This window comes from Paraburkholderia sp. J67 (assembly GCF_905220265.1).
Classification (GTDB): Bacteria; Pseudomonadota; Gammaproteobacteria; order Burkholderiales; family Burkholderiaceae; genus Paraburkholderia.
Genome location: NZ_CAJMZK010000004.1, coordinates 222,259 through 246,964, shown reverse-complemented (window position 1 = coordinate 246,964; position 24,706 = coordinate 222,259). Strand labels below are relative to the sequence as shown.

Annotated in this window: 24 protein-coding genes and 1 tRNA gene; 7 read left to right on the top strand and 18 right to left on the bottom strand. The window is 64.0% G+C overall.

Going from position 1 to position 24,706, the window contains the following annotated elements; translation table 11 throughout:
• Positions 1 to 195: 195 nt before the first annotated feature.
• Positions 196 to 1,863, top strand: a complete 1,668-nt coding sequence (locus U5782_RS10700; RefSeq protein ID WP_322043779.1) for a Na+/H+ antiporter — start codon at positions 196 to 198, stop codon at positions 1,861 to 1,863.
• Positions 1,864 to 1,962: 99 nt separating this feature from the next.
• Here U5782_RS10700 and U5782_RS10695 read toward each other — a convergent pair whose 3' ends face one another.
• The 6 genes from U5782_RS10695 to U5782_RS10670 form a co-directional block, all read right to left on the bottom strand.
• Positions 1,963 to 3,267 carry a solute carrier family 23 protein gene (locus U5782_RS10695; RefSeq protein WP_322043778.1) on the bottom strand — a complete coding sequence of 435 codons (1,305 nt, stop codon included), beginning with the start codon at positions 3,265 to 3,267 and terminating at the stop codon, positions 1,963 to 1,965.
• Between the two features lie 484 nt (positions 3,268 to 3,751).
• A complete protein-coding gene (locus U5782_RS10690; RefSeq protein ID WP_322043967.1) occupies positions 3,752 to 4,390 on the bottom strand; it encodes a DUF2239 family protein in 639 nt (212 codons plus the stop codon).
• 81 nt (positions 4,391 to 4,471) lie between these two features.
• A complete protein-coding gene (locus U5782_RS10685) occupies positions 4,472 to 5,977 on the bottom strand; it encodes a sensor domain-containing diguanylate cyclase (RefSeq protein WP_322043777.1) in 1,506 nt (501 codons plus the stop codon).
• Positions 5,978 to 6,326: 349 nt separating this feature from the next.
• Positions 6,327 to 7,115, bottom strand: coding sequence for a DNA-binding domain-containing protein (locus U5782_RS10680; protein WP_322043776.1), 789 nt, complete (start codon positions 7,113 to 7,115; stop codon positions 6,327 to 6,329).
• On the bottom strand, positions 7,112 to 7,963 hold the full coding sequence (locus tag U5782_RS10675) for a DUF692 domain-containing protein (protein WP_322043775.1): 852 nt from the start codon (positions 7,961 to 7,963) through the stop codon (positions 7,112 to 7,114). Before U5782_RS10675 ends, U5782_RS10680 begins: the two co-directional genes overlap by 4 nt.
• 19 nt (positions 7,964 to 7,982) lie before the next feature.
• Positions 7,983 to 8,231 carry a DUF2282 domain-containing protein gene (locus U5782_RS10670; protein ID WP_322043774.1) on the bottom strand — a complete coding sequence of 83 codons (249 nt, stop codon included), beginning with the start codon at positions 8,229 to 8,231 and terminating at the stop codon, positions 7,983 to 7,985.
• A gap of 276 nt (positions 8,232 to 8,507) precedes the next feature.
• Here U5782_RS10670 and U5782_RS10665 point away from each other — a divergent pair, with 276 nt between their 5' ends.
• Positions 8,508 to 8,819, top strand: coding sequence for a DUF4148 domain-containing protein (locus tag U5782_RS10665; protein ID WP_322043773.1), 312 nt, complete (start codon positions 8,508 to 8,510; stop codon positions 8,817 to 8,819).
• Between the two features lie 508 nt (positions 8,820 to 9,327).
• On the opposite strand, the gene U5782_RS10660 is transcribed toward U5782_RS10665, so the two are convergent.
• The 6 genes from U5782_RS10660 to U5782_RS10635 form a co-directional block, all read right to left on the bottom strand.
• A complete protein-coding gene (locus U5782_RS10660) occupies positions 9,328 to 9,621 on the bottom strand; it encodes a hypothetical protein (RefSeq protein WP_322043772.1) in 294 nt (97 codons plus the stop codon).
• 557 nt (positions 9,622 to 10,178) lie between these two features.
• Positions 10,179 to 10,254 (bottom strand) — tRNA-Ala (locus U5782_RS10655).
• 77 nt (positions 10,255 to 10,331) lie between these two features.
• Positions 10,332 to 10,655, bottom strand: coding sequence for a c-type cytochrome (locus tag U5782_RS10650; protein WP_322043771.1), 324 nt, complete (start codon positions 10,653 to 10,655; stop codon positions 10,332 to 10,334).
• On the bottom strand, positions 10,655 to 11,443 hold the full coding sequence (locus U5782_RS10645; protein WP_322043770.1) for a BON domain-containing protein: 789 nt from the start codon (positions 11,441 to 11,443) through the stop codon (positions 10,655 to 10,657). The genes U5782_RS10650 and U5782_RS10645 overlap by 1 nt, the downstream gene beginning before the upstream one ends.
• Positions 11,444 to 11,481: 38 nt before the next feature.
• Positions 11,482 to 12,069 carry a phosphoheptose isomerase gene (locus U5782_RS10640; RefSeq protein ID WP_322043769.1) on the bottom strand — a complete coding sequence of 196 codons (588 nt, stop codon included), beginning with the start codon at positions 12,067 to 12,069 and terminating at the stop codon, positions 11,482 to 11,484.
• A 162-nt stretch (positions 12,070 to 12,231) separates the two neighbouring features.
• A complete protein-coding gene (locus U5782_RS10635; protein WP_415914296.1) occupies positions 12,232 to 12,744 on the bottom strand; it encodes a YraN family protein in 513 nt (170 codons plus the stop codon).
• On the opposite strand from U5782_RS10635, the gene rsmI reads away from it, so the two are divergent.
• Entirely contained in the window at positions 12,743 to 13,651 is a 909-nt protein-coding gene (gene rsmI / locus U5782_RS10630; RefSeq protein WP_322043767.1) for a 16S rRNA (cytidine(1402)-2'-O)-methyltransferase, read from the top strand. The genes U5782_RS10635 and rsmI overlap by 2 nt on opposite strands.
• A 184-nt stretch (positions 13,652 to 13,835) precedes the next feature.
• Here rsmI and U5782_RS10625 read toward each other — a convergent pair whose 3' ends face one another.
• The gene (locus U5782_RS10625) at positions 13,836 to 14,444 is read right to left on the bottom strand and encodes a septal ring lytic transglycosylase RlpA family protein (RefSeq protein WP_322043766.1); all 609 of its coding nucleotides are present in this window, start codon (positions 14,442 to 14,444) and stop codon (positions 13,836 to 13,838) included.
• A gap of 772 nt (positions 14,445 to 15,216) precedes the next feature.
• Here U5782_RS10625 and U5782_RS10620 point away from each other — a divergent pair.
• From U5782_RS10620 to U5782_RS10610, 3 genes are all read left to right on the top strand, one after another.
• On the top strand, positions 15,217 to 15,885 hold the full coding sequence (locus U5782_RS10620; RefSeq protein WP_322043765.1) for an MBL fold metallo-hydrolase: 669 nt from the start codon (positions 15,217 to 15,219) through the stop codon (positions 15,883 to 15,885).
• Positions 15,886 to 15,940: 55 nt separating this feature from the next.
• The gene (locus tag U5782_RS10615) at positions 15,941 to 16,600 is read left to right on the top strand and encodes an exonuclease (RefSeq protein ID WP_322043764.1); all 660 of its coding nucleotides are present in this window, start codon (positions 15,941 to 15,943) and stop codon (positions 16,598 to 16,600) included.
• Between the two features lie 90 nt (positions 16,601 to 16,690).
• Positions 16,691 to 17,161, top strand: coding sequence for an Lrp/AsnC family transcriptional regulator (locus U5782_RS10610; protein WP_173816881.1), 471 nt, complete (start codon positions 16,691 to 16,693; stop codon positions 17,159 to 17,161).
• A gap of 76 nt (positions 17,162 to 17,237) precedes the next feature.
• Here the strand turns inward: U5782_RS10610 and U5782_RS10605 are convergent, their stop codons facing one another.
• The 3 genes from U5782_RS10605 to U5782_RS10595 all read right to left on the bottom strand — a co-directional run bounded on the left by U5782_RS10605 (position 17,238) and on the right by U5782_RS10595 (position 20,086).
• Positions 17,238 to 18,398, bottom strand: coding sequence for a cation diffusion facilitator family transporter (locus U5782_RS10605; protein WP_322043763.1), 1,161 nt, complete (start codon positions 18,396 to 18,398; stop codon positions 17,238 to 17,240).
• Between the two features lie 274 nt (positions 18,399 to 18,672).
• On the bottom strand, positions 18,673 to 18,981 hold the full coding sequence (locus U5782_RS10600) for an H-NS histone family protein (RefSeq protein WP_322043762.1): 309 nt from the start codon (positions 18,979 to 18,981) through the stop codon (positions 18,673 to 18,675).
• A gap of 436 nt (positions 18,982 to 19,417) precedes the next feature.
• Complete coding sequence (locus U5782_RS10595; RefSeq protein ID WP_322043761.1) at positions 19,418 to 20,086, bottom strand: HugZ family protein; 669 nt, start codon at positions 20,084 to 20,086, stop codon at positions 19,418 to 19,420.
• Between the two features lie 288 nt (positions 20,087 to 20,374).
• On the opposite strand from U5782_RS10595, the gene U5782_RS10590 reads away from it, so the two are divergent.
• The gene (locus U5782_RS10590; protein WP_415914306.1) at positions 20,375 to 21,601 is read left to right on the top strand and encodes an MFS transporter; all 1,227 of its coding nucleotides are present in this window, start codon (positions 20,375 to 20,377) and stop codon (positions 21,599 to 21,601) included.
• Positions 21,602 to 21,731: 130 nt separating this feature from the next.
• Here the strand turns inward: U5782_RS10590 and U5782_RS10585 are convergent, their stop codons facing one another.
• Positions 21,732 to 22,877 (bottom strand): branched-chain amino acid ABC transporter substrate-binding protein, encoded by a 1,146-nt coding sequence (locus tag U5782_RS10585; RefSeq protein WP_322043760.1) that lies wholly within the window; start codon positions 22,875 to 22,877, stop codon positions 21,732 to 21,734.
• Positions 22,878 to 23,449: 572 nt separating this feature from the next.
• The gene (locus tag U5782_RS10580) at positions 23,450 to 24,550 is read right to left on the bottom strand and encodes a nitronate monooxygenase (RefSeq protein WP_322043759.1); all 1,101 of its coding nucleotides are present in this window, start codon (positions 24,548 to 24,550) and stop codon (positions 23,450 to 23,452) included.
• Between the last annotated feature and the right edge of the window lie 156 nt (positions 24,551 to 24,706).

Genomic DNA, 24,706 nt, shown 5'->3' with positions numbered 1-24,706 from the left:
CTGCGCGCGGCAGCCGACGGCCTGATGCGCGCTTCGCGGCCTCCTACACCGCCCTCGGGCTAAACTAAACGTAAGCTAGCCGCCTGCCTCGTCAGCCGCGCCTCCATTCGCAACGCTTCCGCATAAAGGGACACACTGAAGCCGCTCATCGCGCGCTTTGGCGCCCCGTCTATTGCCGCACCCTTTGCTTGATCGATGGAAACCCTGTTCACCGTTCTTATTCTGCTCCTGGCCGTCGCCCTTTCGGGCGTCATCGTGCGTCTTATTCCCATCAAGCTGCCGCTGCCGCTTCTGCAGATCGGCATCGGCGCCTTGCTGACTTTTCCGCGCGTGAATCCGCACGTCACCTTCGACCCGGATATCTTCATGGCGCTGTTCATCCCGCCGCTGCTGTTCGCGGATGGCTGGCGCATCCCCAAGCGCGAATTCTTCATGCAGCGCCGCTCGATCCTGATGCTCGCGCTCGGCCTCGTGCTGCTGACCGTGGTGGCTGTCGGCTACTTCGTGCACTGGCTCGTGCCGCAGATTTCGCTGCCCGTGGCGTTCGCGCTCGCGGCCGTGCTCTCGCCCACCGACGCGGTCGCGCTCTCAGCGATCGCGGGCAAGGACCGCATCCCCGCGCAACTCATGCACATCCTCGAAGGCGAAGCGCTGATGAACGACGCCTCGGGCCTCGTCGCGCTCAAATTCGCGGTGGCGGCGGCGCTCACGGGCTACTTCTCGCTGCGCGAGGCAACGCTGAGCTTCTTCCTGATCGCGGCGGGCGGGCTCGCCGTGGGGGCGATCATCGGCTGGGCGTTCAGCTTCATTTCAGAACGCTTCCTGAACCTCACCGAGGACGGCGACCCCGCGCCCGGCGTCGTCATGACGCTGCTGATTCCGTTCGCGGCGTATCTGTTCGCCGAGCACCTGGAAGTCTCGGGCGTGCTCGCCGCCGTGGCCGCCGGGATGATGATGAATTACACGAGCGTCGCGCACATGGGGCCGGTCTCGGCGCGCGTGCGCGCGGCGAGCACGTGGTCGATGATCGAGTTCGTTTTCAACGGCATGGTGTTCACGCTGCTCGGCCTGCAGTTTCCCGGCATTCTCGGCAAGGCGCTACTGGAGGCGCACCACACGAGCAATCTGCAGATGCTGCGCCTCATCATGTACATCGCCGCCGTGCTGGTCGCGCTCTACGCGATGCGCTTCGGCTGGGTCTGGCTGCTGCGCTGGGTCGCGAGCCGTCGCGCCGCGCGCGAGGGCGTGGCTAACGCGGTACCGGGCCTGCGTACCGTGGCGATCACAACGGTAGCCGGCGTGCGCGGCGCGGTCACGCTCGCGGGCGTGCTCTCGCTGCCGGTCGCGCTCGACAACGGCTTGCCGCTGCCGGGCCGCGACACTGCGATTTTCATCGCGACGGGTGTGATCCTCGCGTCGCTGCTGGTGGCGATCGTCGGCTTGCCGCTGTTGCTGCGCGGCGTGCGGCGCACCGGCGAATCGAAGCACGCCGCCGAGGAACGCAGCGCGCGCGTGCAGGCCGCGCAGGCCGCGATCCGCGCCGTGGACGCACACATGGAAGCGGCGACCAAGGACATGGACGAATCGGAATTCGCCCATGCCGCCGATACCACCGCACGCGTGATGGACACCTATCGCCGACGCCTCGCCACCCTCGACGCCGATCACGACCGCAGCAAGAACGCGCGCCAGGCGGAATCGCTCGAAGTGCAGATGCGGCTTGCGGCCATGCGTGCCGAGCGCGCGACGCTGCTCGACTTGCGCAACAAGCAGACGATCAACGACGAAACGCTCGCCAAACTCATGCGCGAGGTCGATCTCACCGAAACGGCGATGATGAATCGCGGGCGTAATCGTGGTTGAGCGCCGTTAAAGCTGCGTAGTACGCAGACGAAAAAAACGCGACGTCCTTCGGTTGAAGGCGTCGCGTTTTTTGTTGCGCGGTGAGACCTGATTCGAGACTTAAACCGCTGCCTGCTGAGCCGGCTTCCTGCGCAGCAGCGCGTAAAGAATGATCGCGCCGAACGTAGCGGTGCCAATGCCGCCCAGCCCGAAGTTGCCGAGCTTGAGCGAGAAGTCGCCCGCGCCGAGCACGAGCGTGACAGCCGCGACGATCAGATTGCGGTTATCCGAGAAGTCCACCTTGTTGACGACCCAGATGCGCGCGCCCGTCACCGCGATCAGGCCGAACACGACGATGGAGACACCGCCCAGCACCGGACCCGGAATCGTCTGGATCACCGCGCCGAACTTCGGCGAGAAACCGAGCACGAGCGCGATCACCGCGGCAATCGCGAACACGAGCGTCGAATAGATCTTCGTGACGGCCATCACGCCGATGTTTTCCGCGTAAGTGGTCACGCCCGTGCCGCCCGCGAAACCCGAAACGATCGTGGCCAGACCATCGCCGATAAACGCGCGGCCGACATAGCGATCGAGGTTGTGGCCCGTCATCGCGGAAACGGCCTTGATGTGGCCGAGGTTTTCCGCGACGAGAATCACGGCGATGGGCACGAGCAGCGTCATCGCGTGCGGATCGAACACGGGCGCGCTGAACTTCGGCATGCCGAACCAGGCAGCGTTGGCGACGATCGAAAAATCGATCGGCTTGCCCAGACCCATGCCGTTGGTGACGACCGCATAGATCGCGTAAGCGATCATCAGGCCGACGAGAATCAGCAGACGCTGCAACATGCCGCGCGTGAACACGGCCACGCCGCCCACGCAAAGCACGGTGACGAGGGCCATCCACGAATCGAACTGCGTGGCGCTCACGCCCTTCACGGCGATGGGCGCGAGATTCAGACCGATCACGCAGACGATCGCGCCCGTGACGACGGGCGGCATGAGCGTTTCGATCCATTTCGTGCCGATCACCGAGACGAGCACGCCGATCAGCGCGTAGACCACCCCGCACGCGATGATGCCGCCGAGCGCGACGGGGATATTCGTGTTCGGGCCGTGCCCGCCGTAGCCCGTGACCGCGATCACGAGACCGATGAAGGCAAAGCTGGAGCCGAGATAGCTCGGCACACGCCCGCCCACCACGACGAAGAACAGCAGCGTGCCGATCCCCGACATGAAAATGCACAGGTTCGGATCGAAGCCCATGAGCAGCGGCGCAAGCACCGTCGAGCCGAACATCGCGACGACGTGCTGCACGCCCATCGCGAACATTTGCGGCCAGGGCAGGCGCTCGTCGGGCGCGACGACGCTTTTCGCGACGCCCGTCTGGGTGCGCCAGCGGGGAAACCAGGTATCGGACATTGGGGCTCCTCTTTGGTGTGCCGTTGTGACCTGCGACCGCCGCCGAGCGGGTTGGCGTGGCTTGGCATGCCTTGGGCGCGGCGCTATCGAGCGGTTCGATGGGCGACGCGCGCTAGCCGCCGGCGTGGTCGGGTGCTGTTTTTTGGATCGGGGTTCGGGGCGTGGGCACGCGAGGCCTGGCCCGTCAGAGAAATCACGCGCGAGTGTACGGAGCCGCAATCCGCGTGGCAAGGCGAGTCTTCCTGCGTGTGGACAGGACGAAACAGCCGGCGCGCAACGGCTTCGAACCGGGCCGCGAGGAGTTTCGGACAACTCCTATATCAGCATGGCCACGCCGCTCGTAGACTCAATCTACTGCGTGACCCCATGACTGTTCATGCAGAGGTTGTAAGTTGTAAACTCTCCGACTTCCCGCTCATGCCGCCCTGGCTTGAGCGGCTTTTTTTTGGGGTGTCGTATCTTCACGGGTGACACCAACACAGCCTCAAGCAAACGCGCCCTGCGCCAGCTCCCGCACATAATCCCGCACGCCCTCCGGCCAATCCACACTCCACGCCTCGAAACGCGCCCGCTCGCCTGCATAGAGCGCGCGCAGCGCCTCTTCATAGCCCGGCAGATTGCCCGCCAGCGCCGTCATAAAACGATGCACGGCCTCGCGCGAGGTACGCACGCGGTCTTTCGCCTCGCTCGCATGGCGCGCGTTTTCCACGAGCTTGCGCAGCACCACCGATGCGCCACCCGGCTGCGCCGCCAGCCAGTCCCAATGGCGCGGCAACAGCGTCACTTCGCGCGCGACGACGCCCAGCTTCGGGCGGCCACGGCCGCGCGGGGCATCGTCGTTGATCTCGTCTTGCTGAGGCTCGCTCGCGCTTTCGGTGCGGGCCTGCCATGCGGCGTCGGCCGACAGTCGCGCGGCGACGTCGGCGGGCCGGCCGCGCAGATCGAACTCCACCTGGCTCGCGTCGCGGTCGTCGAAGATCAGCACCGACGCGGATTCCCCCTGCTCCAATGCCGCCTTCACCGCCAGCGCCACGTCGAGCGGCGTGCCGCGCCCGATCAGCCGGGTTCCCGCGAATGCCGTGACGCTTGCGCCATGCGTTGAATGGCTAGATGTCGCTGTCATCATGATTCTCCTGCTTCGAATGATGCAGCGAATATTACCCGGATAAATTTAGGCACGCAATATCACCCGGGTAAAATTTAGTCAAAGATCCGGACCGGCCCCGTGCGGCTCGCGCGCGAGACTCGGCTGCCAGACCGCCACGCGGTTACGGCCCGCGCGCTTGGCGGTATAGAGCGCCGCGTCGGCGGCCTCGACCAGCGCGCGCCAGCTTTCGAAACTGCTCGCCGACGTGCTCGCCACGCCCACGCTGGCCGTGAGCACGTTGTTCGGGCTATCCGCGTGCGGAATGTCCAGCGTCTCGATGGCCGAGCGCAGTTTCTCCGCGTGCGCGAGCGCCTGGGCCGCGTTCGTATCGGGCAGCATCAGCACGAACTCCTCGCCGCCGTAGCGCGCCGCGCAGTCGGCGGGCCGCCGCGCATGGGCGCCGATCGCGCGCGCCACGGCCGCCAGCGCACCGTCGCCCGCCGCGTGACCGTAGCGGTCGTTGAAGGGCTTGAAGCGGTCGACGTCGAGCATCATCACCGCAAGCGCCTGACCCGAGCGGCGCGCGCGCAGCCATTCGTGATCGGCGCGCGCCTCGAAGGCGCGGCGGTTGGCCAGCGCCGTGAGCGCATCGGTGCCCGCCAGCGCGCGCAGCTCGTCCTCGAGCAGTTCGCGTCGACGCAACTGACGCGAGAGCAGCACCGCGAGCGCAATCAGCGAAACATCGAGCAGCACCGTCAGCGTGCCGATGATCCACGCCCGCGCACGCCATTCCGTGTAGATATCGCCCGCCGCCACGGCCACGCTGAACACCAGCGGATAGCCATCGACACGGCGAAACGCGAACCAGCGCCGCACGCCGTCCACGGGGCCGATGGCGAAGAAACCGCCCTCCTGTTCGCGCTCGAAACGCTGGAACAGCGCCGAATCGGCGAGGCTCTTGCCGATCAGATCGGGCGCGTAGGGACGGCGCATGAGCAGCGTCCCGTCCGCGAGCGTGAGCGCGACCGCCCCATGCGCGCCGATCTCGATGCCGCTCATGAGACGCCGGAAATAGTCGAGCCGCATCGTGCCCACCACCACGCCCGCGAACGAGCCATCCGGCTTTTCGAGGCGGCGACTCAGGCCGATGGAGGCATCGGCGGGGCCTTCGCGCGGAATGAAAGGCCGGCTGACGTAGAGACCCGTGTGCGGCGAATCGCGCTGGGCAATGAAGTAATCGCGATCGGCCACATTGACCTCGCGAGGCGTCGACGCGCGCGAATCGAATACGACATCGCCCGTTGCGTTGGCCACGAGAATCGCGCCGAGATTCTTGGCCGTCGCCGAGCGGTCGAACAGCACGTTCTGGCGGATATCGGCGGGGAGTTCGGCGAGACGCGGATCGTCGATGGTGTCGATCACCGATTGCAAGGAAAGCGCGTAGACATCGAAGTTACGCTGCGTGTCGCGCTCGAACAGCAGCGCCATGTTGAAGGCCGCGGCACGCGCGCTCGCGAGCGCGTCCTCGCGCATCTGCGCCATGACCCAGCCCGCCACCGCAGTGAGGGCGGCAGCCAGCACGATGCTGATGATGATCATGACGTTCGGTCGGCGGGTCATCATGGCGGTGAACTCGCTTACGCGCGGGCGAAGAACGGCCATCCGGCGGCGTGACAAGCTTGCGGCGCGAGGCGATACGCGGCGCACGTGAAGTGCCGGTTTGCAATCGAGTGTACATCCTGAAATTGCGCCGCGCGTGGCGTTTATGTGGCGTGCATCACGCGGCGTTGCAATGATCGTAGCCCCGCGGACCGCGCGCGCGCCATGCGGGTTGGCACCGGGTTTGCATGCTGAAATTGCCTGACGATTTGCCTGCTTTTATCGCGCTTTCGATTTGTTCGGAATCCTGCTTTTTATCGGAGAATTTATTCGAGTATGCGGTGGGATTCTTCTGCTGTATGTGCGTTAGCCGCTAGTCAGAGGCACGCAATCCGATGATGGCATTCGTCTCGATCCACGTGCGCCATTGGCTCGCGAAATCGAAATTTTCGTCGATGGAGAAAGCGCGCTCCAGCGCTTCGTCGAGCGTCGCGCCACGTTGCAACGCGACGAAGGCTCCGTGCGCGGCCTGCGTGTGAGCGAGCGCGGCGCAACGCCATTGCGGACGCACGATCAGCGTCCAGTTGGGTACGTCGATACGCTCGGGCCACTGCGCATTTGCCGCGTCGCCCTGGCGATGCGCGCGCCAGATCTCAAATGCAGCAAAGCGCGACTCCAGCGCGACGCAGGCCGGATGCACTGCAAGCCCGGACGACATGAGGCGCTCCACGCCGATGGCTTGCCACTGCGCCGGTGCAAGCGGCGTGGCATTCGCAGCGAAGTTGGCGATATGCAGCGCCCATTCGAGACGCGCGACATCGCCGAAACAGGCGTAGCGTGCATCGGTTTCGTAACGTTCGATGAAGTCGGGCAAGGATTCGCCGAAGCGGTTCAGGTCCGCGTCGCGCGACGGATGAGCGCGCGCGTAGGCTAGTGCGAGTGCATCGAAGTAGGTGTCGCCGGTGAGTTGGGCGATTACCGGATACGCGCTCGCCAACGCTGAGCGACGCGCCGCGCGCACGTTGCCGCGATAGAGGCCGAGGCGATCGTGGATTGCCAATTCATTGGACGTTTGCAGATGCGCGACGAGCACGGTATCGGCTGCGGGATCGTCGAGGGCGTTGGCGAAGGCCGACTGCAAATCTTGTAGCGACGTGCTCATGCATGCGCCTGCGTGACTGTGTTCATGCGCTTGCGCGCGAGACGCGCTTCGTCGACCAGCACGTCGAGCGGCGGCACGTTGGTGTCCCACTCGATGAGCGTCGGCACCGCGCCGAAGCGACGCAACGCCGCCTCGTAGAGCGACCAGACCTCGGGCGCGACGCGCGAACCGTGATCGTCGATCACGGCCACATCAGTCACGCGATGGCCCGCGAGATGTAACTCGCCCACTACGTCAGGTGGCAGCGCTTCGATGGCGGCCAGCGCATCCTCGCCATGATTGCGCTGGTTCACGTAGAGATTGTTCACGTCGAGCAGCACGCCGCAGCCAGTGCGCCGCGCCAGTTCGGCGAGAAACGCGGCCTCGCCGTATTCGTCGTCGCGAAAGCGCACGTAGGTGGAGACGTTTTCGATCAGCACGCGGCGGCGCAACGTGTCCTGCATCTGCGAAACGCGCGCGCAGAGATGATCGAGCGCGGCGTGCGAGAGCGGCATCGGCAATAGATCGTGCAGCGCGGCGTGCGGTGTTGCGCCCCAACAAAGATGCTCGGAGACGAGCGCAGGGTCGATGCGCTCCACGAGGCGCGCAAGCCGCGCGAGATGGGCCGTATCAAGCGGCATCGCCGAGCCGAGTCCGAGACCCACGCCATGCAGGCTCACCGGCAGGTCGCGGCGCACCGTGTCGAGCACGTGCAGGTCGTAGCCGCCATCGCCGAAGTAGTTTTCGCTATGCACCTCGACCCAGCCGACGGGCGGCGTCGAATGCATGAAGGCCTCGAAGTGCGCGTGACGCAAACCGATGCCGACGCCCTGCGCCTGTGATGAACCTGCGGACGTGGGCGTCGTCATCGTTTGTCGTGCATGCGAGTTACTTTTCCGGCGTGCCGCCGAGCTTCGCGCAGGTGCCCTTCGGCATCGACTTGAAGTCGCCCTTGTCATGATCGACCTTGGCCTGGCCCGCGCAGTCGTGCACGCCGGTCTTGCTCGCACAGTCGTTCTGGCCAGCCTTGGCGACGCCGTAGCAGTTCACGGTTTCATCGGCATGCGCGACGCCCGCCGTCGCAAGACCCGCCAGCGCGGCAGCAATCACGGCCTGACGGCCGAGCGCGTTTTTCATGGGAAATCTCCTGGAAGTTGCGGATGGCGCGTGAGACGCGGCCTCGTGTGCCCTATTTTGCCTCAGCACCCGGCGGCGCCGATTTACGCGTTGGGGTGCGGCATTTCTGGTGGAGCGCTCTGGCACCGAATCTGGGTCGGAATTATCTCGTTTTCCGCAATGATGTTTGCCGTATCCCGATATTTATCTTTGATGTGCACCGCAATAAAGTCTCGTCAACGAATCGAACAAGCACATTGTTACGGTTCGAATGATAATTTTCGGAGGTTGTAGATCATGAAGTCCCTTATCGCCGCAGCGCTCGCCGCTACCGTTCTCGCCGCCCCGGCCCTGTCGTTCGCTCAAGCCAGCCAGCAGCCGCTGACCCGCGCCCAAGTGCGCGCCGAGCTCGTCCAGCTCGAAAAGGCCGGCTATCGCCCGGGCCTCTCGAGCCCGTACTACCCGGAAGACCTGCAAGCCGCGCAAGCGCGTGTCGCGCAGCAGAATGCTACGGCTGAAAACACGGCCTACGGCGCGTCGACCAATGGTTCGACCCAAGCCGGTAGCGGTACGACGGCTAATATCAAGCCGGTTTATTTCGGTCAGTAATCTGGCTGATTCGCGCGGTTAAGCGCAGTGAGGTGCCTAGCGGCACACGCTGCGGGAGCTACGCCAGACGGGCCCGCTCTCCTGGGAACTTGGGAGCGGGCCCGTTAGTCTTTTCGTCTTTTAGTCTCTTGTATTGAGACGTTAGTTTTTGTTGCTTTGCGCGTTGCGTCGCGCGAGGCACGCTCCAGGAAACCTCCGCCGCCGGATTTCCGGCGGCTTGCCCGGGCACTTTGGTGCCCGGGCCTTTTTCCTATCTTGTGGGCGCTGCACGGTCTGCTGTGTTGGTTCGCGCTGCGTTGGCGGCGTTGGGCAGGCCTGTCTTTTCTCAGCCTTTCTCTCGCCCTGTCTACTCCGTGGTGACGGTGTCTGCACGCATTTCGCTGTGTGCTGGCTGGATGCGCTTTAAACGCGCGAGGCGCGTCGGCATCGCTGTGACGGCGAGCGTGAGCGCGGCGTCCGCTTTTGGAGGTGGGTGCCGCGGCGCGTTTTGCGTGACAGTTAGTTGCGCTTAAAAGCCTTTGGTGACTAGCGACAGCACCGATAGGTCAGGATGCGTGCCGTCGATGATGCTCCGGCCTATATGCGCGGCCTCTTCTGTCGCTTCCTGTGGAGTTCGGAAGGTTTCTTCGCCGTCTGCGTGGTAGGTCACCGCGTGGCCCGGAAGCGCCGGATTAGCGCCCGGATGGCAGACGTAGGCCGTGTAGGTGTAGCGCGTCGCGTTTTCGTCTGTCGCGGCTGCCGTGACGTGAATCTCGAAGCCTTCGTAGTCGAAGCTTTTGGGCTCGGATTGAGGGGTGGGCATGGTGGTGGCCTCCTTCTTTTGGCGCTCAAGCGCTTGGTGGTGCGAGCGTATGCGAGAAGTTTAGGCGATGGGGTTTGGGGCGGAGATAGCGAGTTCGCTCCGGATGCCTGTATCTAGGCATGGCTGCTTAAGGCACTTCCGCCAATTAGCGATATCGTCTCGGCGACAGCGGTCACTTTAAGGTGCTGCCAACCACGTGGTCGAAAAGCTGGCTTCTGTTCTATAAACATCACCTGCCCCATCAAGCGCTGTCAAATGAAAAGCTCAGCTGAGGCATTCACCTTACCCCCTAGCTGCAAGGGTCAGTTTCACGCAGCTATTAGAAGATCTTCGGGGAGGCTTTCAACGGCACTGGAATTCGGTTGGGCGGAGGGGGATCGAACTCGCGACCGCAATACCAGTACACGCCCAAGCGAATCCGCCGACACGCCGTGTGCGATACAGCAGATTTCGACGTCATATGGAGCAACACTGATCGTCGGTGCCGAATGGAGTTACTCTGGCCTAACAAATGCAAAAGGGTTACAGGCAAATCACCTGTAACCCTTTGATATTCTTGGTGGAGAGGAGGAGGATCGAACTCCCGACCTTCGCATTGCGAACGCGACGCTCTCCCAGCTGAGCTACCCCCCCACTGCGTTTTGAGTGTAGCACACCTATTTTTCCGTGTGCCACCCCAAAACCGACGCCGCGACAGCCTCAGGCAGAGCCTACTTGGCAGCCCCCGCCCCAGCCAGCACCCATGCCACAATATCATGAATATCCCCGCTACTCATCCCAGGATGAGAAGGCATCGGAATAGCGCCCCAAACCCCAGCGCCCCCATCCCGCACCTTCTTCTCGAGCTTGGCCTGTGCCCCAGCATCACCCTTGTACTTAGCGGCAATATCCTTAAAAGACGGCCCAACGAGGCGCCGATCCACCGCATGACACCCCATACAAGCATTAGCCTTCGCAATCGCCAGCCCATCCCCAGCAAACGCCGACACAGCAGCGCCCATCAGCACGCAACCAACCACAAAACTCCGCACCATCACATCGCCGCCCCGGTAGACCCAGCAGCGGGCGCCGACTCCATCACCGGCGCGGGCGCTTGCTGATCAATCGGACGCGAGCTAATCCCCGAATCCGGCACCGCACCCACCGTCGGCGCATCGGCCACATTAGCCTGCGATTGCGCATTCGAAACCGGCGCAGTATTCGACGAAGCCATCGCCTGGTTCGGCTGAATATACTGATAGCACTTCACCACCTGCGCGACGCCCGAGACCGTGCTCGACGCATCCGCCGCAACGGTGCCTTCACGCTGCGTCACCAGCCCCATCAGATAGATATTGCCGCGCTCGGCCACCACCTTGAAGTTATTCGCCGAGATGTCCTTGTACATCACCAGCTCGCTCTTCACGCGCCCTTCCAGATACGAGTCATTGGCACGCGACGAGAACGAACTAGCCGGCTGCACCGACAGCTCATTCACGATCGACCCAACATTCGGAATGCCACGCACGATGCTCTCAGCCTTCTGCTTGGCGCCTTCATCAGGCACCTCACCCGTCAGCAGCACGCGCTGATTAAACACCGCCACATTCACATGCGCGGTATCCGGCAAGCCGCTCGTCACATTCGAAAGCGCCTTAACCTGGATCTCGCGATCCTCAGTCTGCGACCCCACCGTACGACGATCCGTAGCCACCAGTGCCGTGCCGCCCGCTGCGCCCGCGAGCGCGAGGAAGCAGCCCTGCAGGCTCGCGCACAGCGAGGCCGCGAAGCCGATCGTCAGCGTGGTCCGTGCCAGCGCGCGCGTCATGCTGTTTCTGCTCATCAACTCCCTCTCCTTGTTCCTTCGGTGTCAGTCCGGGATCAATCTTCGCCCAGCAGCATCGCGTCGATGCCGTCGCACAGGCAATGGATGGTCAGCAGGTGCACTTCCTGGATGCGCGCGGTCCGGTCGGACGGCACGCTCAGGTGAATATCCGTGTCCGCGAGCGTCTGGTTCGCCATGCCGCCGCCCTTGCCGGTCAGCGCGATCACGATCATTTCGCGTTCGTGCGCTTCCGCGATCGCGGCCAGCACGTTCGCAGAGTTGCCCGATGTCGTGATGGCGAGCAGCACGTCGCCGGGCTGGCCGAGCGCGCGCACCTGGCGCGCGAAGACCTGTTCATAGGCGTAGTCGTTCGACACCGCCGTGAGCACCGATGCATCGGTCGTGAGCGCGAGCGCGGGCAGGCCCGGGCGGTCGCGCTCGAAGCGGCCGATCAGTTCGGCGGCGAAGTGCTGGGCGTCGGCGGCCGAGCCACCGTTGCCACAGGCCAGGATCTTGTTGCCGTTCGCCAGCGCGGCGAACATCGTATCGACCGCGGCGGCAATCGGCACCGCCAGGGTTTCCATCGCGGCGAGCTTCGTGGCTGCGCTATCGCGGAAATGCTGTTGAATACGTTCGACGGACATCGACTCTCTAATCTGTACTGCGGGTTTCGCCAGTTTCCTCGCGAAAATCCCCTTGGTTGCGGCGTGCCGCAAGTTTAGCGCACTCGCAGGGGTTCTCTTCCGGCGTTCTTTTTCTGGGCCGCTATTACGCTGGCCGTTGCGCGACGCCTGCGTGCGGCGCGTTCAGCTTTCGTCCTCGCGAAACGCGTCGCGTAACCAGGCTAGCCGGCCGCCTTCGAACGTCACCACGTCGAAGCGGCACGCGGGCGGCAATGCGTCGTGCTCGCCCGCATACGCCAGCAGGTAGTGGCGCGCGGCGCGCAACACGCGCTGCCGTTTGTGCCAACCCACGCTCGCCGCCGCGCCGCCGTATGCGGCATTCACTCGCGCGCGCACTTCCACGAACACCAGCGTGCCATCCCGCTCGCGCATCACGAGGTCGAGTTCTCCGCCTCGGCAATGCACGTTGCGCGCGACGAGCACGAGTCGCTGGCGTTGCAGGTACGTCAGCGCATGGCCTTCGAAACGTGCGCCCGCCGCGCGGCGTTCCGCGTTGGACCGGGTGCGTGCAGAAAAGTTGTCGGCGCGGTTTGGCGTGCTCATGCGTCCTTCCCGCACGCGCGCAGGCGGCGTCGCGCTGTCCTCCACATGGCACAATGTCGGCCTCTTTGCTTGCGTTCGCGCGTTCCGTGTCATGACGTCGTCTCCTTTCGAACTCGCCCAGGCCCAGCAGTATCCGGCCGCCACGCTGTACGTCGTGGCGACGCCCATCGGCAATACGGCCGACATCACCGTGCGCGCGCTGCATGTGCTCGGTCTCGTCGATCGCATCGCCGCCGAGGACACGCGCAACACCGGCCAGTTGCTCACGCGCTACGGCATCTCGAAGCCGCTCATCGCCGTCCACGAGCACAACGAGCGCGAGGCCGCGCTGCGCGTGATCGAGCATCTGCGCGCGGGCGAGCGCGTGGCCTGTGTCTCGGACGCGGGCACGCCGGGCATTTCCGATCCGGGCGCGAAGCTTGTCGATGCGGTGCGCGCCGCCGGTTTCCAGGTCGTGCCGGTGCCGGGCGCAAGTGCGCTTGCCACCGCGCTCTCTGCGGCGGGCGACTGGGTATCGACGTTCACCTTCCTCGGTTTTTTGCCGCCCAAGGCGAAGCAGCGCGCGAGCGCGTTGCAGCCGCTCGCTACGCATGCGCACGCGATGGTCTTTTACGAAGCGCCGCATCGCATCGTCGAGACCGTGCAGGCGCTCGCCGATGCGTTCGGTCCTGCGCGGCGTCTGTTGATCGCCCGCGAGTTGACCAAGTTACATGAGGCGCTCTGGTGCGGCACCCTGGCCGAAGGGCCAACGTGGCTCGCCGCCGACGCAAACCGTCAGCGCGGCGAGTTCGTGCTGGTGGTTGAAGGCGCGAGCGCGCCCGAGTCCGGCGAGGCGGATCACGATGCGCTGTTGCGCGTGCTGCTGCAGGAGGTGCCGGTGAAGGGTGCGGCGAAGATCGCGGCCGCGCTTACGGGTGCGTCGCGCAATGCGCTCTACGCGCGCGCGCTGGAACTGAAGCAAGGCGACGGGGACGAAGACGGCGAGGATGAGGCGGACTGAGTCGCCGCTAACCTTCTAGCCGACAGAAAAGCCGAAGGGCCGCCCAGCATCATCTGGGCGGCCCTTCGTACATCAGACATAAAGAGCTTCGGGACGTACATCGTCCGGCGCGCGCAACGCGCCAACACGGACGAAAAACGCGGACGAATCACTCCGATCCATCCCTCGCCCGAAGTTCAGGCAATCACTGGTTCGTGTTCGACGCCAGCATTTCGGCCTGCTCAGCCTGAGCGGCCTTCGCTTCCTGACGCGAGAGTCCTTCGATGTTCACCTTCGCGGTGCCCGCGTGTTGCAGGCCCAGCATCTTTGCCGCTGCGTAGGAGAGGTCGATCACGCGGCCGTGTACGTACGGGCCACGATCGTTGATCTTCACCACCACCCAGCGCGACGTTGCCGGAATGCTCACGCGCACGTAGGAGCCGAGCGGCAGCGTGCGGTGCGCGGCGGTCAGCGCTTCCATGTTGAAGCGCTCGCCACTGGCGGTCTTGCGACCGTGGAACGCGCGGCCGTACCACGAGGCGCGGCCGATCTGGTGGAACGAGCCGGCGTCAACCGCGCCGTCGTCGATCGCATCAGCGTCGGCGAGCGAGCTGCCCTTGCCGGTGCCCGAGGCGGGCAGCGCGGCCAGCGCCGAGCCGTAGCTCTGCGGCGCGGCAAACGCGGTGTGCGCGTCCTTCGTGCTCAGCGCGTTGCCCTGGGCCTGGTCCTGCGAGCTGGGCGGCATGGCACAACCGGCCAGCACGGACACGGCGGCGAGACTCCCGAGTCGTCGTCGAGTTAGTCCAAATTTCATAAGTTAGCCTTCACATGTCGAGGCCGTCCTGCACCTTGTTGGTGCATTTGTGGATGACCCCGGCGGTCGCAGGCAAAAGGACGCCCAGCGCGCCTTGTCGTATGAACAAAAGGCGTGCAAGTGCCAATACCCGGATGCGGCACCTTTTGCCGCTAACCGCTGGTTTTCTTTCACGTCTGGCGCAACCTGTCCCCGGCAGCTTGACCAGACCCCACATGCCGCCATCGAACGATGACCACGTTCTGGCGCGCCGGATAACACACGGCGCACAGGAACGGCGGCGTAGGCCCCACCCAACGTCACGGAAGCAAGTCCGTTGCAGGCGCGTGGCGCCTGGCTGGGCAAGACGTGCGGTGCCGAACGGATCGGCACCTGATTTGCCGTCTTGTAAGGCAGCCTGTTTAGCTAGCCTCGGTAGACGGCACTGCTTGACGGCGGTGTATCGAGACCCATTTTTTACTGCGGGTCACACCGCCCAGTGAATGCACGCGAAAACGTGCTTGATGGGTCGCATTATACCTAAAAGTAATTGTTGTCATGCTCGCCGCCCGCAAAAAGCCATGATTTCTAACTATTGATGTAATAAAGCCGTTTAGCGAGCGCCCCGCAGCCCTTGTCTGACAAGGGCTGCGGCGATCTGTCCGCGAGCGCGGGCGGGGGCGGGCGGCCCCCGGTACAATCGTGTTTTGGGTCCGGCTTCGGCGCTTTTGCGAGGCTGGACCCCACGAAAGCAAACGTCCTCCCCACTCCTCGATCCTGTCCGACCGCGCGCATGAAAGTCACGCTGATCCCCGTCACGCCGTTCCAGCAAAACTGCTCGCTGCTCGTCTGCGAAGCGACGCAACGCGCCGCCGTCGTCGACCCGGGTGGCGACCTCGATCGCATCGAAGCCGAGATCGAGCGCCAGGGCGTGAAGCTCGAAAAAGTGCTGCTCACGCATGGCCATCTCGATCACTGCGCGGGCGCGAAGGCGCTGGCCGAGAAGTTCGGCGTGCCCATCGAGGGTCCGCAGGAAGACGAGCGCTTCTGGATCGAGCAGCTGCCGCAGCAGAGCGTGCGCTTTGGCTTCGGCCACGCGCAGGCCTTCGAGCCGGATCGCTGGCTCTTGAACGGCGACACCGTGCGCTTCGGCAACGAGGAGATGGAGGTCTATCACTGCCCCGGGCACACGCCGGGTCATGTGGTCTTTTTCAGCCGCGAGCATCGGCTCGCGATCGTCGGCGATGTGCTGTTTGCGGGCTCGATCGGCCGCACGGACTTTCCGCGCGGCAATCACGCGGATCTGATCCGCTCGATCCGCGAAAAGCTCTGGCCGCTGGGCGACGATGTCACGTTCGTGCCGGGTCACGGCCCGGTGTCGACGTTCGGTGAGGAGCGCCGCTCCAACCCCTATGTCGCCGACGGCGTGACCGGCGGCCCGAGCCAGGCGCAGTGGGGCTGAACGCCCTGCCCGACACTCTACGAACACGCGCCACGCGCGCCATCTACAGGAAGCGATGACTCAAGCCGCCATCGAAGAAATCTATGTGAGCACCGACGTCGAGGCCGACGGCCCGATTCCCGGCCCGCACTCGATGCTCAGTTTCGCCTCGGCCGCCTATACGGCCGACAAGCGCCTGATCGCCACGTTCTCGGCGAATCTCCAGACGCTGGAGGGCGCGGCGCCGCATCCGGTGCAGGCCGCGTGGTGGGAAACGCAGCCCGAAGCGTGGGCCGCCTGCCGCAAGGACTTGCAGGACCCGGCTGCGGCGCTGGTCGCCTATGTCGAATGGGTGGAGAAGCTGCCCGGCAAGCCGGTGTTCGTGGCCATGCCCGCGGGCTTCGATTTCACCTTCATGTTCTGGTACATGATGCGCTTCACGGGGCGCTGCCCGTTCTCGTGGTCGGCGCTCGACATCAAGACGCTCGCTTTTGCGATGACGGGCCTGCCCTATCGCAAGTGCATCAAACCGCGCTTTCCGAAGCACTGGTTCGACGATCATCCGCACACGCACGTGGCGCTCGACGACGCCATCGAGCAAGGCGCGCTCTTCTGCAACATGCTCGCCGATCTGCGCGCGCAGCAGGCAGCAAATCAGGCTGCAAACCAGGCCACGTCGCGCGCCGACGCCACGCCCGATGATGGGGACACGTCAGGGCAAAACGCCGCGAGCTGAATGCGAAATTAGGCAATCTCCCTCGTCATCTGCGGTTTGCATTGCGTTTCGTTTTCCCGACCTCTAACATTCGGGAATACGGCGACGCACATGGAGGCGCATTTGACACTCGATACGTTCTCTCAGAAGATCCTGCGCCTGTTGCAGCTCGACGCGCGCCGCTCGGTGCAGGAAATCTCGGATCAGGTAGGGCTGTCCAGCACGCCCTGCTGGCGCCGCATCAAGGACATGGAGCAGTCGGGCGTGATCCAGCGCTACACGGCGCTGCTCGATCGCGAAAAGCTCGGCCTGCACGTCTGCGCGCTCGCGCATATTCATCTCACGCGCCACACGGAAGGCGGCGTCGAGGCGTTCGAGCGCGAGATCGCCACTTGCCCGGAAGTGACCGAGTGCTACAGCACAACGGGCGAATCGGACTACATCCTCAAGATCGTGGCGCCCGACATCAAGTCCTACGACACCTTCCTGCACGAACGCATCTTCCGCATTCCTGCCGTCGCGCAGGTGCGCACGAGCGTGGTGCTGCGCGAAATCAAGTTCGACACGCAGTTGCCGCTCTAGCGCACTCGCCCACCGTCATCCCGCACGCCGCGCTCGCCGCCGAAGGCCGCGCGGCGTTGTTCTATCCGGCGAGCGATCAACGCGACGACTGCGTTTGCGTATCCGCCGTCATCTGCACGGCTTCCAGCCGGCTCGCGCCGAGCTTGCGCCGCAGCGCGTCCAGATCGACATCGGCGAGACGACGCGCATCGTCGCGCGCGGCCAGCACGAACTGGATCTCCAGACCCGTGCTCAGGTAATGCAGCGTCACAGCCTCCACATGCACATCGTGCGCGGCGAGCGCCTCGCGCAGCGCGCTCGCCACTTCGTCGCGCGCCGGCAGGTTCGACACCGAGCGCACATGCATGTCGTCCTCGGGATCGACGTGGATCAGCGCGTCGAGCACGCGCGAATCGGTGAGCAGGCGCACGCGCGCCATCTCGGCGATGTAGTGTCCTTCGGACACCGAGATAAACGGATCGACGAGGATATGCGCGTCCACGAGCGCGAGGTCGCCAGTCTTGCGCGTGCGCATCTCATGCACGTCGAGCACGCCCGGCGTGCCGAGCAGCAGCTTGCGCAGATCGGCGGCGGCCGACTCGTCGAGCGCGCGATCGGAGAGATCCTGTAGCGCATCCCAACCGAACACCCAGCCCATGCGCGCGACCATGAAGCCAACGATGGCGGCGGCGATCGGATCGAGCAGACGCACGCCCGCGAGACTGCCGACAATGCCGATGGCCACCACGAGCGACGACGCCGCATCCGAGCGCGCATGCCACGCATTGGCGATCAGCATGGCCGAGCGCACGCGTTGCGCCTCGCGCAGCATGTAGCGAAACAGCGCTTCCTTCGAAACGAGCACGAGCACGGCGACCGCGAGTGCACTGGCGTGCACGGGCGGAATATCGCCGAGATTAGCCAGACGCGTGCCGGCGCGCGCGAGCATGCCCACGCCGACAGCAATCAACAATGCGCCGAGAAATAATGAAGCGACCGTTTCATAACGGCTGTGACCGTAATTGTGATCGGCATCGGGCTTTGCGCCGCTATGCCGATTGGCAATCAGCACGACGAAATCGGAAACGAGATCGGAAAGCGAATGCACGCCATCGGCGATCAATGCCTGCGAATGGGCAAACACGCCGACGACAATTTGCAGGACGACAAGCACTGAATTCAAGGCAACGCTTACTAACGTTGTCTTGCGTGCGACCTGCTGTTTATCTGATAACGCGGCGGCGGTGGAAGAGGACATGCGGATCCAGGCAAATTGAGAATTTTCTTGGATTGTATGCGCCACGCCGTCCCCAATTGGAGATAACCCTGAAATCTTCTTTTAAATCAGACGACTACAAGAACCCTTCTTATTCGCGTTCAATGCGTGCTGCACAAGCGTCTCAGAACGCATAGTCACACCACGGTAAGGAGGAGAAAGCCACAGTAAGGAAGGCAACAAAAAAGCCGCGCGTCTCCCCGAGACTGCACGGCTTCTTTTACCGATGGGCGCAAAGCCCATCTCATTACTGCAATTACTTCTGGATCAGGTATTTCTCACGATCCTTGCCAGCGATCCAGCGCGGCGGCTTGCCACGGCCCGACCACGTGCTGCCGCTGTCCGGATCACGGTACTTCGGCGCGACGCTGGCGCGCGAGCGGCTAGCGGCCTTCGCTGCCTTGCCTGCGGCGCGGCTGCCGCCGAGTTCGGCGATCGTGATGCCGTAGTCGGCCATTTTCTGCTTGATTTCGTCGAGGACCTCAGCGTATTCACGCTCCTTCGCCTCTTCAATCTGCTTTTCCAGCTTTTCTCGCTGAGCGAGGAGTTCCTTGTATGACGACATGACTATGGGTGCCCAGTGGTTGTTGATAATGGCTACCGATCTGATGCCAGTATGCCGATTGACAGGTGAATTGCCTCGGAAATTGGAGGCGAGATTAACACAGAATCGAATGTCGGGAAAAGAAAGAGGCAATAAAAATAATCGGAATATTTTACGAAACGTTTGCCGGGCGATTGCCCCGCCTGAGGCCGGCGTTTGTTACGCGAAGAAATGGAAAGAATCTTTCATATCGTGCAAATCGGTATTTTTACTAAATACTCAATTTGCCGCATAAATCCGTTTCTCATAAATCGCAAGGGATGAAAATTAATCGACTAAAAACCGACGAACATTTCATCGCATGATAACTTCTGACGAAACCGGTCAATTATCCTGGAATTGCGCGCTGCACCATTTACAGCGGCGCGCTCGCGGCGCCGCCGTTTAGAGAAGATATTCAGTTTGCGTGGCGCGCAAGACAATCGGCTAGCACGGCATGCAAGGATGCCGAATCGAGTTGCGGTGTCTCGAATACCTCACGCTGACGCTGACCGTCTATAAGAAGATCGGCGCCGTATCGATCGACGCCGAGTAGCGTGAGGCCATCGCGCCGTGCCGGGTGCGTCTCGACGAAACGGATCAGCGCACCCTCTTCTTCATCGGATAGCGGATCGAGCGTGTCGAGTTCCGCGCCGTCGAGCCAGCCCATCGCGCCGAAACCGCCGATGTAGCGCAGCCGCTCGACGTGCATCGCCCAGAAGGTGAAGTCGCCGAGCGCGAGATAGCGCGCGGCGTCCGGGTGATAGCGCAGATAGCGGCGCGCGAGCGGCGAATCCGCGTCGGCATCCAAGGGCTCGAACAAGCCGAGCAGCGTCATACGCGGCGCACTGAGCACGTCCTCGCCGCTCGTCTGCGCGACCAGCAAGCCCGCACGCGGATCACCCTGGAGATTGCGCGTGTGCTCGGCAAGGCGACTCACGAGAATCACCGGGCGATGCTGCGCATCCGTCGCGAAGGGCAACAGCGTCGGGTACGGGAAACCGTGCGGCTCGCGCGCGTGCGTGGCGAGCGTGCCGGTGGACACCTGGTGCAGCAGGTTAAGCGGAGCGTGAGCAGGAATCTTCAAGGAAACGTCCTCGGTCGATGGAGTGGGCGGCGGGCCTGGGCGCATCGCTAGCTCTATTAGAGCAGGCCGCGCGGCAAAGCGATTCGCACGGCGCGCGCCCGTTGGTCCATGTCGCGCAGGCGTAAGCAGGACCCGCGCGCCTTCGCTAGAATCATCGCTTGCCTTTCAGACGGCTTGTGCCGCCGGCTTCGACCGCGTGGCGCCGTCGCGTTCCGTATCCGCTCTGCTCGCCGCAACCAACGCGCGCGCAGCCTCTCTTCGACGGGATTTTCCGTGTCCGACCGCTCCATCGATCCGGCGCTTTCAGCGTCGCCCGCCGCGCAATCTTCTGCGTCACCTTCGGCCGCCCATCGCGCGTTGCCCGCCGCCACGCGCCAGCGCGCCCGTTACGCGACGATGGCCTTATTCTTCATCGCCGGGATGATGTACGCCTCCTGGGGCGTGCACGTGCCCACGGTGCGCGACAAGTTCCACCTGAGCGCGGCGATGCTCTCCTACGCGCTCTTCGCCGTGGCGGGCGGCTCGATCGCCGCGATGACGACGATCGGCGGCTGGATCGCGCGCGTGGGCTCGCGACGCGCCTGCCTGACCGGTGGACTCACGATGGCCGTGTGCGGCGCGCTGATCCTCGTCGTGCCGTACTACTGGATGCTGCTGGTCGTGCTCGCAGTGTTCGGCATCGGCATGGCGACGCTCGATGTGTCGATGAACGCGGAGGCGAGCGCCGTCGAGGAAGCCATCGGACGGCCCATCATGTCGGCGCTGCATGGCATGTTCAGTCTCGGCGGCATGGCCGGCGCCGCGATCGGCGGCGCGCTGCTTGCGCGCGGCATGGCGCCCGCGCTGCATCTGTTCCTCGCGTCGGCGCTGGCTGCGCTGGTGCTGTGGGTATCGTGTCCCGCCGTGCTGCCTCATGTGCCGCACGCCGCCCACGGCGAGCACGCCAAGACCGGCAACCGCTGGCGCACGCCCGCGCTGTGGGCGCTGGGCGGCATCGCGCTGATCGCCTTGATCGCCGAAGGCGCGATGTACGACTGGGCCACCGTCTATATGCGCGACGTCGTGGTCTCGACACCCGCGCTCGCGAGCGCGGCCTACGCGGCGTTCTCGGGCGGCATGGCCGTGGCGCGCTTCGCGGGCGACGCCGTGCGCGCGCGCTTTGGCGCGCCGCAACTGGTACTCGCGAGCGCCTCGCTGGCTTGCGCAGGGATGATCGGCGCGCTGCTGTTGCCGTACTCGTTCACGGCGCTCACCGGCTTCACGCTGATGGGGCTCGGCCTCGCCAACATGATGCCGGTGCTGTTCGCCGCCGCCGCGCGCGTGAAGGGCATCCACGCGGCCGAAGGGCTCGCGCACGTCGCGGGCATCGCGTACTTCGGGCTGCTGTTCGGGCCGGTCGTGATCGGCGCGATCACACAGGTGACGAACCTCACCGTGGGCCTCGCCGTCGTCGCGCTGTGTGCGGCGCTGGTGGCGTTCGCGGGGCCACGGGTGTTGCGGTGGCTGGGGATTTGAAAGAGGCGTGAGCGCTGCGCCCGAACGCAAATAGAAAAGCCCGCGAACACAAAATCCGCGGGCTTTTTCCCATCGTCGTCGGCGAGCGCGCCACCCGCAGGCGGCACGCCATCCAACGTCGAATCGAGACTTACATCTTCACCACGTCGAGCAGCGACTTCTTGCCTGCCTTGTAGTTGTACAGCGAGATCACGCCGTGCTTGAGGTCGCCCTTCGAGTCGAAGGTCGTCTCGCCAATCACACCCTTGTAGTCGGTGGTCGGCATTTCGGCGAGGATCTTGGCCGGATCGGTCGAGTTGGCGCGCTTCATCGCGTCGACGATGATGTACACCGCGTCATACGTGAACGGCGCGTAGATCTGGATCGGCTGACCGAAGCGCTTCTCGTACTTCGCTTCGAAGGCCTTGCCGCCCGCCATCTTTTCGAGCGCCATGCCGGCTTCCGAGCACACGATGTTGTCGGTTGCGTCGCCAGCCAGGTCCGAGAGCTTGTCGGTACAGACGCCGTCGCCTGCCAGCACCTTGGCGCGCAGGCCGAGCTGCTTGGCTTGCTTGGCGAACGGGCCGCCGGTGGCGTCCATGCCGCCGTACATGATCGCGTCGGGGTTTTCGCCCTTGATCTTCGTCAGAATTGCGCGGAAGTCCACGGCCTTGTCGTTGGTCGCGTCATGCGACAGCACGTTGATGCCGAGCGACTTGGCGGTCTTCTCGAATTCGTTCGCGAGGCCTTGACCGTAAGCGGTCGAGTCGTCGACGATCGCGACGCTCTTGACCTTCAGGTTCTTGGACGCGTAGTTCGCGAGCGCCGGGCCTTGCTGGGCGTCCGTCGCCACGACGCGATACGTCGTCTTGAAGCCTTGTTGCGTGTAGGCCGGGTTCGTGGCCGACGGCGAGATCTGCACGATGCCCGCATCGCTATAGATCTTCGAAGCCGGGATCGAGGTACCCGAGTTCAGGTGACCCACGACCGCGACGACCTTGTCGTCGACGAGCTTCTGCGCAACCTGCGTCGCCGTACGCGGGTCAGCCGCGTCGTCTTGTGCGTCGAGCGCGAGCGTGACCTTCTGGCCGCCGATCGTCAGGCCCTTCGCGTTGATCTCTTCGACTGCGAGACGTGCGCCGTTTTCGTTGTCCTTGCCGAGGTGAGCGATACCGCCCGTCAGCGGAGCAACGTGGCCGATCTTGACCGTTTCGTCCGCGCTCGCTGCCGTTGCGAACGACGCGAACAGTACGACTGCCGCGCTAATCGGCAACAGCTTGTGAAGCTTGATATTCATGTAAGTCTCCAGTTTCGAACCCAAAAGCAACGTAATCGCCCTGTGCCCCCGCGCCCCGAACGTGTCGCTCCCCGTGCGGACGACCACGCAGGATGCATCCTTGATGCACCTGGCCAGTATGGCGAAAAGCCCGTTTATGGCGAGCCGCCCATCCATACTTGCGCGCAAGTGTAGGTGATCAAATTAATTTGAGGGACTTTTTTCAGATATCGGGGCGAGTACCAATAGGCTTTCACCCGAGTGCTTCGAAACCCTGATCAATTTGCCTGCAAGCCTTACCCAGTAAGGCGCAAAAAAGATGTTTGCAATCTTGTAGAAAGCCTTCTACAAAGTACATCCGAATATTTTTCGGGATTTTTGGCGAGTTATGCGAAGCATCTGCAAGGCACTCGGTAACGTTTGCTTTTTGCCTTATGTAGCCGAATTGAAGATCAGGAGATTGGGTGGAATTAAAGTCAGTCTTCGGTTAATTCCTGGCGCGCCCAACTATCGCGAATCGCGCCAGGGGTTTGTGCTTATGCGCTTTGCTGTAGACGTATTCGTCTATCGCCAGGCGCCTTCGCGCATCGGCTTCAACCTTGAAGACTACGCAGCGTGGCGCGCCATTCAGCGTCGAGCGCATCGACGAGTTGCGCGGCACCCATGTTCGCGTGACGCACGCGTGACAGCGGCGCACCCTGCCCTGACCACAACGAGAGAAAGTCGCCGTCGTTCGCACGCGCCGCGCGCTGGCGCAACTCCTGGGTGAGCGCGTTCTGCACCGGATACGGCGCGACGTCCTGCACATGCGCTTCGAGTTGCGTCATCAACGTGTTGCGGATGCCGCGCGCGTGACGCCCCGTGATGGCACGCGTAACCGACGTGGCCGTATCCGCCGATGCACGCAGGCGCGCTTTCCAGTCGGCGGGAATCGCACTCTCCGCGCAGCCGAGAAACGCCGTGCCCATCTGCACCGCCTGCGCGCCCAGCGCGAGCGCGGCGGCAATGCCGCGTCCATCCATGATGCCGCCCGCCGCCAGCACGGGCAGGCCAGTAGCGTCGGCGATCTGCGGCACGAGCGCCATCGTGCCGATCAACGCCTGCGCCACCTCGCCGATGAAGGTGCCGCGATGACCACCCGCCTCTGCACCCTGCGCGACGATCGCGTCCGCGCCCGCGTCACGCCAGGCGAGCGCCTCGGCCACGTGCGTCGCCGTGCCGATCACGTAGCTGCCCGCCGCATGCAGGCGCGCCACGTCGTCCTTGCCGAGCAGCCCGAACGTGAAGCTCACGACTGGCACGCGCAGTTCCACGAGCGTGTCGAGCTGCGCGCGGAAGTCGGGCGCGTAAGCCGCGAGCGGGCCGCCCGGCGGGAGATCAAATTGCGCGCGCAACGGGTCGATTGCGCTGAGCGCACGGCGCACGGTGGCCTCATCGGGATGGGCCGTGTCGAGCACGAAGAGATTGACGCCAAACGGCCTCGCCGTGAGCGCGCGAATCGCGGCGACTTCGCTCGCGATCTTCTCCGGTGCGAGCGCGGCGCCCGCGAGAAAACCCAGGCCGCCCGCATTCGATACCGCAGCGACGAGCGCAGGCGTGGTCGGCCCGCCCGCCATTGGACCTTGCACGAGCGGCAAGCGCAGATCGAAACGGCGGCTGAACGGTGTGGAAGGCGATGCGGAAGCAGAAGTCATGGCGTTGTCCTGGCTGATCTATCTATACGAAGGAACGCCGCGTACACGACGCCCTGCCTGCCAACAACTCTAGCGAAGCCCCTCGCGCCCGATAAATGAATAATCGAGATCATTACGATCCGCTTGCGAGAACGAACGTGAGCGAACCTGAGAGCG

Excerpts from the sequence above, each read along its gene's own strand:
- U5782_RS10675 (WP_322043775.1), bottom strand. The coding sequence starts at position 7,963 with ATGACGACGCCCACGTCCGCAGGTTCATCACAGGCGCAGGGCGTCGGC.
- U5782_RS10680 (WP_322043776.1), bottom strand. The coding sequence starts at position 7,115 with ATGAGCACGTCGCTACAAGATTTGCAGTCGGCCTTCGCCAACGCCCTC.
- U5782_RS10700 (WP_322043779.1), top strand. The coding sequence starts at position 196 with ATGGAAACCCTGTTCACCGTTCTTATTCTGCTCCTGGCCGTCGCCCTT.
- U5782_RS10665 (WP_322043773.1), top strand. The coding sequence starts at position 8,508 with ATGAAGTCCCTTATCGCCGCAGCGCTCGCCGCTACCGTTCTCGCCGCC.
- U5782_RS10605 (WP_322043763.1), bottom strand. The coding sequence starts at position 18,398 with ATGTCCTCTTCCACCGCCGCCGCGTTATCAGATAAACAGCAGGTCGCA.
- U5782_RS10685 (WP_322043777.1), bottom strand. The coding sequence starts at position 5,977 with ATGATGACCCGCCGACCGAACGTCATGATCATCATCAGCATCGTGCTG.
- U5782_RS10635 (WP_415914296.1), bottom strand. The coding sequence starts at position 12,744 with ATGACACGGAACGCGCGAACGCAAGCAAAGAGGCCGACATTGTGCCAT.
- U5782_RS10625 (WP_322043766.1), bottom strand. The coding sequence starts at position 14,444 with ATGAAATTTGGACTAACTCGACGACGACTCGGGAGTCTCGCCGCCGTG.
- U5782_RS10580 (WP_322043759.1), bottom strand. The coding sequence starts at position 24,550 with ATGACTTCTGCTTCCGCATCGCCTTCCACACCGTTCAGCCGCCGTTTC.
- U5782_RS10645 (WP_322043770.1), bottom strand. The coding sequence starts at position 11,443 with ATGAGCAGAAACAGCATGACGCGCGCGCTGGCACGGACCACGCTGACG.
- U5782_RS10585 (WP_322043760.1), bottom strand. The coding sequence starts at position 22,877 with ATGAATATCAAGCTTCACAAGCTGTTGCCGATTAGCGCGGCAGTCGTA.
- U5782_RS10695 (WP_322043778.1), bottom strand. The coding sequence starts at position 3,267 with ATGTCCGATACCTGGTTTCCCCGCTGGCGCACCCAGACGGGCGTCGCG.
- rsmI (WP_322043767.1), top strand. The coding sequence starts at position 12,743 with ATGACGTCGTCTCCTTTCGAACTCGCCCAGGCCCAGCAGTATCCGGCC.
- U5782_RS10600 (WP_322043762.1), bottom strand. The coding sequence starts at position 18,981 with ATGTCGTCATACAAGGAACTCCTCGCTCAGCGAGAAAAGCTGGAAAAG.
- U5782_RS10690 (WP_322043967.1), bottom strand. The coding sequence starts at position 4,390 with ATGACAGCGACATCTAGCCATTCAACGCATGGCGCAAGCGTCACGGCA.
- U5782_RS10640 (WP_322043769.1), bottom strand. The coding sequence starts at position 12,069 with ATGTCCGTCGAACGTATTCAACAGCATTTCCGCGATAGCGCAGCCACG.
- U5782_RS10660 (WP_322043772.1), bottom strand. The coding sequence starts at position 9,621 with ATGCCCACCCCTCAATCCGAGCCCAAAAGCTTCGACTACGAAGGCTTC.
- U5782_RS10650 (WP_322043771.1), bottom strand. The coding sequence starts at position 10,655 with ATGGTGCGGAGTTTTGTGGTTGGTTGCGTGCTGATGGGCGCTGCTGTG.
- U5782_RS10620 (WP_322043765.1), top strand. The coding sequence starts at position 15,217 with ATGAAAGTCACGCTGATCCCCGTCACGCCGTTCCAGCAAAACTGCTCG.
- U5782_RS10670 (WP_322043774.1), bottom strand. The coding sequence starts at position 8,231 with ATGAAAAACGCGCTCGGCCGTCAGGCCGTGATTGCTGCCGCGCTGGCG.
- U5782_RS10615 (WP_322043764.1), top strand. The coding sequence starts at position 15,941 with ATGACTCAAGCCGCCATCGAAGAAATCTATGTGAGCACCGACGTCGAG.
- U5782_RS10610 (WP_173816881.1), top strand. The coding sequence starts at position 16,691 with ATGGAGGCGCATTTGACACTCGATACGTTCTCTCAGAAGATCCTGCGC.